The 13,699-nt window shown below is 51.4% G+C and carries 11 protein-coding genes; all 11 read left to right on the top strand.

What is annotated here, in order from left to right; genetic code table 11:
• Positions 1-23 precede the first annotated feature (23 nt).
• The 11 genes from AC50Y3_RS16495 (at position 24) to AC50Y3_RS16445 (ending at position 13,689) form a co-directional block, all read left to right on the top strand.
• Positions 24-2,039 (top strand): family 20 glycosylhydrolase, encoded by a 2,016-nt coding sequence (locus tag AC50Y3_RS16495; RefSeq protein WP_494819820.1) that lies wholly within the window; start codon positions 24-26, stop codon positions 2,037-2,039.
• A gap of 174 nt (positions 2,040-2,213) precedes the next feature.
• Positions 2,214-3,656: a hypothetical protein gene (locus tag AC50Y3_RS16490; RefSeq protein ID WP_494819819.1), complete on the top strand. Its 1,443-nt coding sequence runs from the start codon at positions 2,214-2,216 to the stop codon at positions 3,654-3,656.
• Between the two features lie 188 nt (positions 3,657-3,844).
• Complete coding sequence (locus tag AC50Y3_RS16485) at positions 3,845-5,959, top strand: right-handed parallel beta-helix repeat-containing protein (protein ID WP_494819818.1); 2,115 nt, start codon at positions 3,845-3,847, stop codon at positions 5,957-5,959.
• A 95-nt stretch (positions 5,960-6,054) separates the two neighbouring features.
• Positions 6,055-7,209, top strand: coding sequence for a Gfo/Idh/MocA family protein (locus tag AC50Y3_RS16480; RefSeq protein ID WP_494819817.1), 1,155 nt, complete (start codon positions 6,055-6,057; stop codon positions 7,207-7,209).
• A gap of 15 nt (positions 7,210-7,224) precedes the next feature.
• Positions 7,225-8,391 (top strand): dihydrodipicolinate synthase family protein, encoded by a 1,167-nt coding sequence (locus AC50Y3_RS16475; RefSeq protein WP_494819816.1) that lies wholly within the window; start codon positions 7,225-7,227, stop codon positions 8,389-8,391.
• Positions 8,392-8,406: 15 nt separating this feature from the next.
• Positions 8,407-9,228, top strand: coding sequence for a sugar phosphate isomerase/epimerase family protein (locus AC50Y3_RS16470; RefSeq protein ID WP_494819815.1), 822 nt, complete (start codon positions 8,407-8,409; stop codon positions 9,226-9,228).
• Between the two features lie 18 nt (positions 9,229-9,246).
• Positions 9,247-10,044: a creatininase family protein gene (locus AC50Y3_RS16465; RefSeq protein ID WP_494819814.1), complete on the top strand. Its 798-nt coding sequence runs from the start codon at positions 9,247-9,249 to the stop codon at positions 10,042-10,044.
• Positions 10,045-10,181: 137 nt separating this feature from the next.
• Positions 10,182-11,354: an N-acetylglucosamine-6-phosphate deacetylase gene (gene nagA, locus AC50Y3_RS16460; protein ID WP_494819813.1), complete on the top strand. Its 1,173-nt coding sequence runs from the start codon at positions 10,182-10,184 to the stop codon at positions 11,352-11,354.
• Entirely contained in the window at positions 11,347-12,369 is a 1,023-nt protein-coding gene (locus tag AC50Y3_RS16455) for an ROK family protein (RefSeq protein ID WP_494819812.1), read from the top strand. Before nagA ends, AC50Y3_RS16455 begins: the two co-directional genes overlap by 8 nt.
• On the top strand, positions 12,366-13,382 hold the full coding sequence (locus AC50Y3_RS16450; RefSeq protein ID WP_494819811.1) for a zinc-dependent alcohol dehydrogenase: 1,017 nt from the start codon (positions 12,366-12,368) through the stop codon (positions 13,380-13,382). The genes AC50Y3_RS16455 and AC50Y3_RS16450 overlap by 4 nt, the downstream gene beginning before the upstream one ends.
• A 133-nt stretch (positions 13,383-13,515) precedes the next feature.
• Positions 13,516-13,689: a hypothetical protein gene (locus tag AC50Y3_RS16445; protein WP_494819810.1), complete on the top strand. Its 174-nt coding sequence runs from the start codon at positions 13,516-13,518 to the stop codon at positions 13,687-13,689.
• The last annotated feature ends 10 nt before the right edge of the window (positions 13,690-13,699 follow it).

The following is a 13,699-nucleotide window of genomic DNA, read 5'->3' as shown; positions in this document are numbered from 1 at the left end:
ACTCGGAACCCGGAGGTTGAGAGATGAACGATTATTTGACGGCTCATGCAACTTGGGAGCAGATAGGGAATTGGATCACGAAGGATACGGCCATCGATTGCGAAACGCCATTCATGAAGGAAATGCTGAGCAGCGTCGCAAGTAAGCAGGCGAAAGATGCGCATTATAAACGGATTACATTCCGTTACGGCGTGACGGCAGCTGTACGCGCAATAATCCGCGAACAACTGAAATGCGAGTATGCGGAACATGAGGAAGGTTATGTGATTCATCTCGCGGCGGATGAAATTACGGTTTATGCCGAACAGGAACGCGGGTTGATGTATGGAGCGGTAACCCTATCCAAGTATGCGGACCGGAGCCATGGTTACGTAAATGAAGGCGTCATTTACAACGTTCCGACTTGTCCGGTAAGAGGACTGAAGGTGTATCTTCCGACGGAGGAGGGCATCGCATATTTCAAATCGTTCGTCGATATGCTGGTTCACTTCAAATACAACACCATTGTCATTGAGGTCGGCGGGGCGATGGAATATAAGAAACATCCTGAGATTAACGAAGGCTGGGTTCGTTATTGCGAGGAAATGTACGAATACAGTGGCAAGACGATCGTAATTCAGGAGAAAACCTTCTCCTGGTACAAAAATTCGATCCATGCCGAGAACGGCGGAGGCCGTTCCCTATCGCAGCGACAAGTTCGGGAGCTCGTCGATTATTGCAAAGAGCGCAACTTAGATGTCATACCGGAAGTGCCTTGTCTCAGCCATTGTGATTATTTGCTCATCAATCATCCCGAAATCCGTGAACGCCATAATGACCCGTATCCCGATACCTATTGTCCATCCGACGAACGCTCGTATGAACTATTGTTTGATGTACTGGACGAGGTACTGGAGGTATTTGAGCCGAAGACGGTTCATATCGGTCATGATGAGCTCTACTCCATCGGGCTATGCGATAAGTGTAAAACGAAACCGGCTGAGCAGCTATATGCGGATGACATCAAGCGAATCTACTCCTATTTGCAAGAACGCGGCGCACAGACGATGATTTGGAGCGAGAAGCTGCTTAATGCGATTACCGCTGATGGGAAAACCTACGGCGGCTCCGAGAGACGCATGGTCGATTATGACACCGGCGTCTATATGGGGGAAACGATCCCGGCCACGTACAAAGCGATTGATCTGGTGCCGAACGATATTATGATGATGCATTGGTATTGGGGCGTCGAACGGCATTTTGACCAACCTTTTATCGAGCGAGGGATGTCGGTTGTATTCGGTAATTTCGATGGACCGTCTTTTGCAGATTGGAGCACGCGACTTAGCGATGGACCGCTCGGCGGTATTATTTCCAACTGGAGTGCCCTGAAGGAAGAGAATCTGCAGCGTAATGGCGTACTGTTCTCCATGGCTTATGCGGCGTATCTATTCTGGCGTAATTCATACGACGATACCTTGCACGAGGAAACAGCGAGTCTTGCTTTCGAAGCGCTATATCGATACAGGTATCGCGAAGCGCTGCGAGAAGCTGGATCCCGTGCCGGCACTTCGTACGTGGAGGTGCTTCATACGACGGATCACATTCGTGAGTACCATCAATTCATCGACGGCATCTACCTCGACAATAAGGAATATCGGATAGGCGAGTATGTGCTTGAATATGAGGATGGTTCGCGGGTTAGCGTACCGATTACGTACGGCTTCAATATCTCCAATAAGAATCGATTCTGGGATCGGAAGCTGACCAAAGGCAGTGTCCACACGGCAGCGCAATATGATGTAGATCCGATTCTGTATGAAGCAGCTTTCACCTCTTTACCTGTGCAGATTGGTCAAGAAACCTTCTATAAATGGCTGATCACCAATCCCTATCCGGACAAAACGATTACCGCCGTCAGGCTCACAGTAGACAATCCGGCAGCAGGGAACATTTGGGTGCGAGCCATAACCCATGTTCCCGATCGTGCTGGTGCGATGAAAGCTGAAAGCCCGGAACCAATCCGTATCCTCGGAGAGGCCAATTTGGCTTCCAATTAGTCACTTTGTTCGAAAGCATGAAAACGATGAGAGACTTAAAAAACCGACGATAGGCATTTCGTCGGTTTTTTTCTATAGTAGGGACATTCTGATACACGCGGAGGTGAAGTGCAGCAGATTTGCATCCAAGGCGCAGTCATGACCCGGAGGATAATCGAAACGAGGAGGAAGAGGATGAGAAGAAAATCGTTGGTTGTGCTTTTTGCATTGTCGCTCGTAATGGGGGTATTCAGCTTCACACCCCAGATCAAGAAAGCTTATGCAGCTACGATCTACGAGGTTGGCCCAGGCAAAACTTACACCAATATCGGGGATGTTCCGTGGGAATCCCTGGTGGCAGGCGATACGGTCAAAATCTATTGGCGATCGACGCCGTACAAAGAGAAAATCGTCATCTCCAGAATGGGTACGGCTGCAGCGCCAATTACGGTAACCGGCGTTCCAAATGCCAGCGGCGTACGTCCGGTGATCGACGGCAATGGTGCAACGACCCGTCCGGCGCTTGATTTCTGGAACGATAATCGTTCCGTCATCAAGATCGGCGGTGCCAGATTCGCAGGCAGTGCATCTGATCCGTCAACAGGCAACCTGCCGAAATACATCACGATCGAGAATTTGGAGATTCGCGGCGCCAAATTAGGCTACAACTATACCAACAATGCCGGCACTTCTGTAGCCTATGTTAAAGCAGCCTCGCCGATCTTCGTCGAGTACGGCGAGAACCTCACATTCCGCAACAATATCATCACGGATGGCGGTAACGGACTGTTCGTCGCGAGCACAGATGCCGGCGTTTCGCGGAATATCCTTGTCGAGAAGAACTACATCTACGGTAACGGCAACAGTGGCAGCGTCTACGAGCATAACATTTACACCGCTGCGATCGGCATCACGTTCCAGTACAATCGGTTGGGCGATCTATGCAGCGGCTGCACCGGGAACAATCTGAAGGATCGTTCATCCGGTACGGTCGTTCGTTACAACTGGATCGAGGGCGGCAATCGTCAGATCGACTTGGTGGAAGGCGATGACGCGACTGCCATAACAAGCGATGTCAATTACAATAAGACTTACGTCTATGGCAACGTACTTATTAAGCCGAATGATACCCGTAACCCACAGTTCATCCACTATGGCGGAGATAACGGCACCACGTCGCTTTATCGTAAAGGCACGCTGTATCTGTACAACAATACGATTATTTCGAATCGGACCACCAACGCTACCATGCTGCGGCTGTCTACGAGCAGCGAAACAGCGGATGTCCGCAACAATGTGTACTATAAGAGCGTTTCGGCTTCCTCGCTGCGAATTATCGACCAGACAGGTACGGCCAACCTATACAACAACTGGATAAACACCGGGTACACGAACATCGCCAGCGGCTCAGGCGGAACGGTTACCCATTCCGGCACGATAACGGGAACATCGCCGGGTTTCACGAATTTCTCGACGCTGAACCTGCGTCCTACAGCGGGATCTGCACTCATTAATGCCGGCACCTCACTGCATGCAAACGCGAGCGCATTCCCGGTAGGCAACGAGTATGTGCAGCATCAACTATCCGTGGCTCGCGCCGTAAACGGAACACTTGATATCGGAGCATTCGAGTATTAGAAATCCGCATCATGATCAGGAGAGGAGAGCCATGAGGTTCTTCTCTTTTTTTAAGATTCAGGTCAGATTTTAAACTAGTCGAAGAAGAATGAAGGTTCGCAAAAGGCTACTGTAGTTTACGGGGGCAATCTGCGGTACGTTCAAGTAGACAAGAAATTCAACTATCGATTTCGGGGAGGTTTGCAGGAATGGTCAATCCATCACCCAGACGAGCTTTGATGATTACGATTATCGCTTCCATGCTGATTTCACTGCTCATGATCGGCAGTGTTAGTTCAGCGAATGGAGCGGCTGCACCGGTGAAGCTGAAGGCGTTATTTAATGTCGATGCCGAAAGCGGAGCTTATGATGCCGAGAAAGGCTTCGCATTCGAGGTGGATCAGAAGGACGGCTTTCAAACGATTAAGATTCCGGTTTCGGTATTGAAAACGCTAGTAGCAGATGGGAAGCTGGGCAGTATTGCTTTTGTACCTGCAGATGCTGCGCTTAATGACGATGGTGAACCGATGGGCGGGTGGCCTGCAGTCAAGGATGTCGTTTACGTGGATAAGATTAACCTCGGAGAAACGTCCATCTATACGAATCAAGCGGATAAACCGTTCTATTTTCAAAATTTCATCAACGAAGCTGATCTATACTACACCTATTCCATTAATGGAATTGAGGCGAAGGACTGCGGGGTCAATGATTCCAAATGCGTTGCGTTCTCTGTTGCTGGGAATGCCGGCACCTCTTGGATGATCTACAAGGAGCCGATCGATCTGGCAAGCGTAGCGGACTCGGACAAGCTGTCGTTCCAGTTCGACCTCAGTCGTGTGAAATACGACAATTGGGTGCCGGATTCCTCGAAGAAGCAGCTTGGTGTGAACGAAGCACCGCCGGCTACAATCGAAATCGGCCCGGGCAAAACGTACGAGAACATCAATGATTTTGCATGGGAAACGCTTAAAGCAGGCGATGTCGTCTATGTGTATTACCGCGAAACACCCTACAAAGAGAAGATAGGCATCTTTGCGGAAGGGACGAAGGAGCAGCCGATCATTATTCATGGTGTTCCCGGTCCAAACGGCGAGCTTCCGAAGATTGACGGAAACGGGGCTGTATTCAGACCACTAAATCCGGTTCCTAATGCGAATCGCTCGCTTGTACGTATCGGCAAAGACAGCAAGCCGGCGAAGTATGTGACCTTCGAGAATTTTGAAGTGTTTAACGCCCATGCAACGAAGAAATATGTGAACGCAAGCGGTGCACTGGCCAGCTATGGATTTAATGCTTCCGGGATCTGGGTCGACAACGGCGATCACATTACACTCCGTAACAATATGATTCATGACAACGGAAACGGCATATTCGGGACATCCTCGATGTATGTATGGGAAGGAGCGATGATTGATTACACGTCGAAAAATCTGCTCATTCAAGGTAATTCCATCTATGGCAACGGAAACGTCGGCAGAATGTTTGAGCATAACAGCTACATTGCGGCAATCGGCACCGTTTACGAGAATAACCATTACGGCGATTTGCTGCCAGGCTCGCAAGGGTATGGCTTAAAGGATCGCGGAGCCGGAACCGTTGTGCGATACAACTGGATCGAAGGCGGCAGAAGGCAAATTGCGCTCGATGATGCCGAGGATTCACCGCGTATCGTCCTTGATCCAACCTACAATGACTCGTTTGTCTATGCTAACGTGCTGATCGAACATGATCATCTGTTCGATACATGGGGCGACGATGAGATTATTAACTTCGGCGGCGATAACGTAACGGTTCCGGATCGTCACGGTACGCTGAACTTCTTTAATAACACGGTTGTGACGTACAGACATCAGCGTGTATATGGACAAGACGGCGTGCCTGGCTTGAAAGATCCGGGCCGGATCGAACGGACGGTGCTGTTCTATGCACCGGGCAAACATGTGGATGCGCGCAACAATGTATTCCATAAAGCCGGCGCTAATCCGGCTCCGCTTGTCATTACGGATGACGACGGTTCAATCGAGCTGCGTAACAACTGGTTCACAGCAGGTTATTACTATGACTTCAATGAGCCGCTCCGCGTACCGGCTAAGAACATTGGCACGTTAACAGGAACGGATCCGGGATGGATCGATGGTTCACTGAGCGGACAGAATTACAAGCTCAGCGCCAGTTCTGCCCTCATCGATGCCGGTGCGGGATTGCCGGGGCAATATGACGATTTGATCGAGAAACAATATGTGCTGCATCAGCACAGCGAGAAACGACCGGAGAAAGGCAAAATCGATATTGGTGCTTTCGAGTATGTGAAGAACGGAAATTAATCGTTACAGCAAATGAGATTTACTGAAGCGGGGCGTCGATCTTCGGCGCCCTATCCTACCCTATACCAACTTCTACTTAACGGAGGTACGACCAAATGACTACGCATACGATCGGTATTATTATGAACGGCGTTACAGGACGAATGGGTACGAACCAGCATTTGATCCGATCCATTCTGGCTATACGGAACCAAGGCGGTATCCAGCTTGCAAACGGAGATACGATTATGCCTGATCCGATTCTGGTCGGTCGGCAAGCGCATAAGCTGCAGGCGTTAGCGTTGAAACACGGCGTTGCAAAATGGAGCACGGACTTGGAAGCCTGTTTGGCGGATTCCGGCTATTCGATTTATTTTGATGCGCAAACTACGAATCGACGCGCGGAGAGCATTAAACAGGCGATTGCAGCAGGCAAACATATCTATTGCGAGAAACCGACGGCGGTCAGCCTTGAACAATCGCTTGCGCTTGCTCGACTGGCGAGAGAAGCGGGCGTCAAGAACGGCGTTGTGCAGGATAAATTGTTCCTACCCGGCTTATTGAAGCTGAAACGGCTTGTGGATTCGGGCTATTTTGGCCGGATTCTGTCGCTACGGATGGAATTCGGCTATTGGGTATTCGAGGGAGATTGGCAGGCAGGGCAGCGTCCATCTTGGAATTATCGCAAAGAGGATGGCGGCGGCATTATCGTCGATATGTTCGCGCATTGGCGTTATGTGCTTGATAATCTATTCGGGGAAGTGAAAGCGATATCATGCCTAGGTGCGACGCATATCCCGCAGCGGGTGGATGAGCAGGGGGAACGTTATGCATGTACCGCAGACGATGCGGCGTATGCGACGTTCCTTCTCGAGAACGGAATCGTCGTTCAAGCGAATTCCTCGTGGGCGGTGCGCGTAGATCGCGATGATCTCCTTACCATTCAGGTGGATGGCACCGAGGGCAGTGCCGTTGCCGGTCTTCGGGATTGCAAAGTGCAGCATCGCGTGAATACGCCGAAGCCGGTCTGGAATCCGGACATTCCAAATCCGTTCCAGTTCACGCAGCAGTGGCAGGAAGTGCCGGACAATCTGGTGTTCGAGAATGGCTTCAAGGTGCAGTGGGAGCTCTTCTTGAAGCATGTAGTTGACGATGCGAACCCCTTCCAATGGGATCTGCTTGAAGGTGCGAAAGGGACGCAGATGGCGGAGCTTGGATTGCAATCTTGGGCCGAGAAGCGCTGGGTCGACGTACCGGCTTTGGAACTGTAGGAGGTGTAACCCGCGATGATAAGGAAAAATATAGTATTACCTCGTGCCGGCGGCGAGTTATATCGGTATGAGCTCGTTGAAACTGCGCCGATTGCCGCACCTTCCGGACCTTTGCAGGGACGGATCGCTTATTCCGCGGTGCATGTCGTCTGTGATCCTTTCGCAGAGGCAGAGCCATTGCTCGGTGCAGCGATTGATTGGCAGACCACGATGGCGTATCGCCATCATCTGTGGTCGCTTGGCCTTGGTGTGGCGGAAGCGATGGACACGGCACAGCGGGGAATGGGGCTGGATTGGCTCCGCGCCAAAGAGCTGATTGGTCTCTCGTTGAAGGAAGCGGAGTCGGTGAAAGGGAAAATCGCTTGCGGCGCCGGAACGGACCAGCTCATGCCGGGACCGCAAGTAACGATTGATGAGGTCATTCGCGCCTATGAAGAACAATGCGAATATATCGAGAGCCGAGGCGGGAAAGTCATTCTGATGGCAAGCCGCGCATTGGCCGCCGCAGCGAAATCGCCGGAAGATTATGAACGCGTGTACGGCAGCATTCTGCGTCAAGTCTCCCGTCCTGTGATTCTACACTGGCTCGGCGACATGTTCGATCCCGCACTCGCCGGATATTGGGGAGAGCGTAATGCGGATGCGGCGATGGACGTGTGTCTTCGCATCATTCATGCGCATCAAGACAAGGTAGACGGCATTAAGATTTCGCTGCTTGATGCGGATAAAGAAGTGCAGATGCGGCGTAAGCTGCCAAGCGGTGTTCGGATGTACACGGGTGATGATTTCAATTATCCCGATCTGATTCTTGGCGATGAGCAAGGGTACAGTCATGCCTTGCTCGGCATATTCGATGCAATTGCTCCGGTAGCCGCAGCAGCGATTCATGCGCTTGATCAAGGTGATCTTGCACGGTATCAAGCGTTGTTCGATCCGACAGTTCCGTTATCCCGGCATATTTTCAGGCGTCCGACTTACGCATATAAGACAGGCATTGTATTTATGGCCTATTTGAACGGTCATCAATCGCATTTCCGAATGCTGGGCGGAGAGGAAGGCGCGAGGTCTGTCGTTCATCTTGCGGAACTGTTTACGTTAGCCGATCAAGCCGGGCTGCTCGCAAAGCCGGAGCTGGCTGTTCACCGCATGAAGCAAGTACTCGCACTGGCAGGCATAGAGTAGAGGGGAGTGAACGGCTTGGAAGAATTGACGACCTTTAAACGGCTTAGCTTGAATCAAATTACGACGGATCGATTGTCGCTGCCGGAAGCCGTTGAGGCATGCTTGCGTGCTGACATTCCGTGGATTGCGCTGTGGCGCCATAAACTAGCGCAAACAGGATTAACCGAAGCCAAGCGATTGATTCGTGATTCCGGACTTCAGGTATCGAGCTTATGTCGCGGCGGCATGTTTCCGGCAGCTACCCCAGAAGAACGCCGTCAGCGGATGGATGATAATCGGCGGGCGGTCGAAGAATCGGCTGAGCTCGGAACGGATGTTCTAGTCCTTGTCTGCGGTCCAGCTCCGGATAAAGATATTGCCGCAGCCAGGCTTATGGTGGAGGAAGGGATTGCCGAGTTGGTACCCTTTGCGGAGTCGCATGGGATTAAGCTTGGCATTGAACCGCTTCATCCGATGTATGCAGCCGAGCGTTCGGTGATCAACTTATTGTCGCAAGCAAATGATATCGCCGAGAGGTATAGACCGGATCAAGTCGGCGTCGTTGTCGATGTGTTTCATGTGTGGTGGGATCCGTCATTATATGAACAGATTGCTAGAGCAGCCGGTAGAATTGTCGGATATCATGTGTCCGATTGGATAGTTCCGACTCCTGACCTGCTTATGGGGCGAGGCATGATGGGGGATGGAGTTATCGATCTTCGGCGCATTCGTAAGGCCGTTGAAGAAGCCGGTTATAACGGCCCGATCGAAGTGGAGATTTTCAACAAGGCGATCTGGGAGTTAGATGGCGATGAGTCGCTCTCCTTAATCAAGAATCGTTACTTGGAACATGTGTAAGGGGCGGAGGTAAGAATCATGAGAACCTATTATGAAGCGGATAAAGTACGAAGCGAAATTCCTAATGAACCGATTCCTGATGAAGTCAGGGCTACCCACTTGCGCCCGGGGGAGCTGCTATCTATTCAAGAGCAGTTCCCTGTTGCATTTCAGCCGCTCGGTACGTTGGAGTGGCATGGGAGACATAATCCGCTCGGCGTCGATTCGCTCAAAGCCGAGCATTTATGTTTGGAAGCGGCGAAGCAGGCGGGCGGCGTTGTGATGCCTACGATTCATTTTGCGGCAGATGCTTATTGGGATGCAGGCTTTGGAATCGGCTATGGGATGGATGCGACTGCAGGCTACCAGCTTCCGGGTTCTTTTTATGCCATGGATACGGCACTTTTCTCCGCGCTGCTCATTAACGCATGCCGGAACTACTTAAATCGCGGCTTTAAGCTCGTCGTGCTCGTATCCGGTCACAATCCTTCGATTCAGCAAAATGTCCTAGATGAAGTGTGCTTCCATTGCAAATCACCCGAAGGCGTCGAACCGGTCAGTTTTACGATGGATTATTTGCTGATGGATGCGGATGATCCGCGCCGTGCCAGCGATCATGCGGCAGGCATTGAAACGAGTATGATGCTGCATTTGAACAAGGACAGAGTCAACATGGCTGCCAATCTGGGGCATACGCGCGAGCATCTTGGCATTGGAGGTTCCATGTTGTATTCGGATGCAACAGCGGAAGAGGGCGAGCTTCGGTTTAACCGGCAGGTCGCTGGTTTGGTCAAGTTTGCAACAGAGCGTCATAACAGGCTGCTTAGCAAAATTTAAGGAATTCGAAGGTTACGTCGGCGATTTGTCCTTCGAGTGGGAGAAGAGATGGCATCCTGCCATTGAAGATCCGACGATTGCTTTTCCTGCATTTATGCAATATATGGCCCAGTTGAATAAGTAAAGGGGATGAAGCGATGGCAGCGCAAGCCATATGCTATGTTGGCGCCTCTGTTTATACACCTAATGGCATCGTGGAGCAAGGGAAGGTTATTGTAGACGACCATGGCAAAATAGCCGCTATCGGCGGCTCTGAGTTGAATGTGGAATCTCAGGTGGTCTTGCAGGATGTGAGCGGCTTGCTTCTCATCCCCGGTTTCATAGATGTACATATTCATGGCGGCAACGGCTACAGTGTGATGACTGGTGAGTACGAGCACTTGGACGGCATTAGTAGATTCCATGCGGCGAACGGGACAACCTCGTTTCTGGCGACGACGACCACAGCGCCGCTTGAGCGAATTTCATTTGCATTAGGTAAAATTGCTGCCGCTATTCGCGAAGGCGTCTCTGGGGCTGACTTGATCGGCATTCATCTGGAAGGGCCTTATATTGATGAAACGAGGCGAGGGGCACAGAGCAAAGCCGATATCCGCGAGCCCGTTGGCCCGGAGATTCAGCAGTTGATCGAAGCAGCAGAGCACCAGATTAGATTGGTGACGCTTGCCCCGGAAGTGCGCGGGGGACTAGAAGCGTTGAGGCAGTTGGTGAGTCTGGGGATTACGGTTTCTGCCGGACATTCGAATGCAACCTACGAAGAGGTATGCGAAGCCGTTCGCAGCGGGCTTTGTCATACCACGCACCACTTTAATGGGATGAGTCCACTACACCACCGCGAGCCTGGCTTAGCCGGTGCTGGACTGATGCTGGAGGAGCTGACGACGGAGCTGATTTGCGATGGCATTCATGTTCATCCGGCGGTAGTGAAGTTGTTGTTCGATCGGAAAGGTCCGGATCATGTCTGCATGATTACGGATGCCGTCACCTGCGCCGGTCTCGCTGATGGGGATTACGGTGAGGTCACGATGCATAATGGGCAAATCTATTTGAAGGATGGCTCCAGTCTTGCAGGAAGCTCGCTTACGATGATAAATGCGCTGCGGAATGCGATCCGGTTCACGGGTTATTCGCTAGAGAAGCTGTTGCCGTCTATGACCTCGGTGCCAGCGCGTCAAGTAGGAGTCTACGCTTCTAAGGGGTCGCTTGAGGTGGGAAAAGATGCGGATTTCCTCTTGCTAGATTCGGAACTCGAAGTGGTCGTTACCTACGTTCGGGGGAAGTCGGTTTATCGGAGGGAGGGCGATGGCTGAAGCTGCGGTAGACGTGGGAGCATTAGCTTTGAAACAAGCTTATGTGGGCGTAGATATTGGGGGTACCAATACCGTAATCGGTATTTTTAATCACTCGCGGCAGCTGCTTAAGAAGAAGTCGATCCCAACGCTGCTTCCACATTTGCCGAATAAGACGGACCTTCCCGGTACATTCTTCGATTCGTTATCCGAAGAGATTTTCTTATTGGCGAAGGATGCCGATTGTTCAGATGGCTTGGCATTATGCGGCATGGGCGTTCCCGGCATCGTGGACCCGTCTCGTGGCAGGGCAGAAGCAGCATCGAATTTGGGCTGGTTTGGCGTACCGTTCGCAGAACAGATGAGCAATCGTTTGGGCATCCCAGTACGAATCGACAACGACGTGCGAATCTATGCGCTTGGCGAGGTGATCGCAGGTGCCGGATTGGGTTATCGCAATGTGCTTTGTTTGACAGTAGGTACAGGCATCGCGGCGGCTATTTTTGCAGACGGACGTATCGTTACGGGCGGGGACTATTTTGCCGGGGAAATCGGACATGATCCGGTGGATGGGGCAGACGGCGTTTGCATTTGCGGGCAGCAGGGCTGCGTGGAAAGCATAGTATCCGCAACCGGTATTGCTCGACTTGCGAGGGAGGCGGTTGAACGTGATGGCGCGTGTACCTCATTGCGTTCATTGAACCGGGTACCTACTGCATTCGATGTCTACACCGCGGCTACGGCAGGTGATATCGTTGCACAGGGGATTTTTCGATATGTTGGTGGGGTGCTCGGCTCCAAATTGCTGACCGCCGTATGTTTGCTAAACCCGGATGCCGTCATTATTGGTGGTGGGGTTGCGGAAGCAGGCGATCTGCTGCTAGGACCGATCCGCGACAAAATCCATGAGCGATACGTCAATTCCAAGAAACCGGCGATTCTGAAAGCGAAATTAGGTGATTCCGCTGGACTTATCGGTGCCGTTACGTTTGCGCAGCAGTATCGTCAGGGAGAAAGGAATGGAAGCAATACATGACACATTCACAGTTGGAAGTTACGAAGCTGGTGTTTCCAGGCCCTTTTGAGCTTGCCTATGAAGCGGGGGTTCTTGATCTCGCTTCTGTGGAAGATGATCAAGTAGTGGTCAAGACCACGTACAGCTTAATCAGTCCGGGCACGGAGCTTGCGCTCTATACGGGCACTCATATTGATATCGATAATCCACGAAATCGATTCGCCAAATTCCCGTTTTATCCGGGTTATGCTGCTGTTGGAGAAGTGATCGCTGCCGGTGTCGGGACTGATTTTGAGGTGGGCGATCGCGTATTTACAGTGGGGCATCATGCGAGTTATGGCGTGTTTGGCGCATCGGATGAGGAGATTGTCAAACTCTCAGACGGCGTCGAACCACAGCAGGCTCTATTCGCCAGAATTGCCGAAATCTCGATGACGTCCGTTCTACAGGCGCTTGTTCGAGAAGGGGATTATGTAGTTGTGCTTGGTATGGGGCTGGTCGGTAATTTAGCGGCACAGCTGTATGCGAGGGAGGGAGCCATCCCAATCGGAGTCGATGTGGTAGCTGAACGACTGGCGTTAGCCCGTAATACCAATTTGCAGCATGTCGTGCAATCGGGGATTGGTTTGATGGAAGCCATTCATCAGATTACAGGCGGTAAAGACCCTGACATCGTCGTCGAGGCAACAGGGGTTCCGGCACTTGTGAATACAGCGCTTGAGCTGTGCAGAGTGCACGGACAGGTGATATTGCTGGGATCGACGCGTGGCCTGGTCACCATGAACGTGTACGACCATATCCACCGCAAAGGCGTTAGTTTAATCGGGGCACATGCCTCGATCAAAGATATCGACGGCCTTCCATCATCTGGCTCGCTCTATCGCGAGATGCTGCAGCTTATCGAAACGGGTGAACTCGTAGTGGAACCTTTCATCACGCATAAGCTTCCGAGTACACAAGCGAAACAGGGGTACGAGCTTTTGTTGAACAGGAAGGATGCAGCGCTTGGGGTCCTATTGGACTGGCGCGATTGATTGGTATTGCGCTAGAGACGTCCGCTTCCATTATTGGAAGCGGACGTTGTTGCTTTTGTGGTAACTCAACGCGGATATTCTGGGATAATCGCAAAAGAAGCTCACGCAGGGGATCTACTTTGGAGAGAAAGTGGTGAAAATCTCAATGGAAGCTCACCAAGAGATCTACATTGGCGGAAAACTGGTGGTAGATGCCAATATAACTCGCCTAAGGATCTACATTGGTGGGAAAGTGGTGGAAATCGCTAAAGAAGCTCATAAAGGGATCTACATTGGTGGAAATGAGGTGGATTCAGTTGAAGAGTAGCCCTTAGAGC

This window comes from Paenibacillus sp. J22R98 (assembly GCF_059383835.1).
Note: the sequence above shows the minus strand (reverse complement) of the source record. Positions and strands in the feature narration are given on the sequence as shown.

Bases quoted from the DNA above. Each gene is read 5' to 3' on its own strand.
- AC50Y3_RS16495 (WP_494819820.1), top strand. From the start codon at position 24: ATGAACGATTATTTGACGGCTCATGCAACTTGGGAGCAGATAGGGAAT.
- AC50Y3_RS16490 (WP_494819819.1), top strand. From the start codon at position 2,214: ATGAGAAGAAAATCGTTGGTTGTGCTTTTTGCATTGTCGCTCGTAATG.
- AC50Y3_RS16485 (WP_494819818.1), top strand. From the start codon at position 3,845: ATGGTCAATCCATCACCCAGACGAGCTTTGATGATTACGATTATCGCT.
- AC50Y3_RS16480 (WP_494819817.1), top strand. From the start codon at position 6,055: ATGACTACGCATACGATCGGTATTATTATGAACGGCGTTACAGGACGA.
- AC50Y3_RS16475 (WP_494819816.1), top strand. From the start codon at position 7,225: ATGATAAGGAAAAATATAGTATTACCTCGTGCCGGCGGCGAGTTATAT.
- AC50Y3_RS16465 (WP_494819814.1), top strand. From the start codon at position 9,247: ATGAGAACCTATTATGAAGCGGATAAAGTACGAAGCGAAATTCCTAAT.
- nagA (WP_494819813.1), top strand. From the start codon at position 10,182: ATGGCAGCGCAAGCCATATGCTATGTTGGCGCCTCTGTTTATACACCT.
- AC50Y3_RS16455 (WP_494819812.1), top strand. From the start codon at position 11,347: ATGGCTGAAGCTGCGGTAGACGTGGGAGCATTAGCTTTGAAACAAGCT.
- AC50Y3_RS16450 (WP_494819811.1), top strand. From the start codon at position 12,366: ATGACACATTCACAGTTGGAAGTTACGAAGCTGGTGTTTCCAGGCCCT.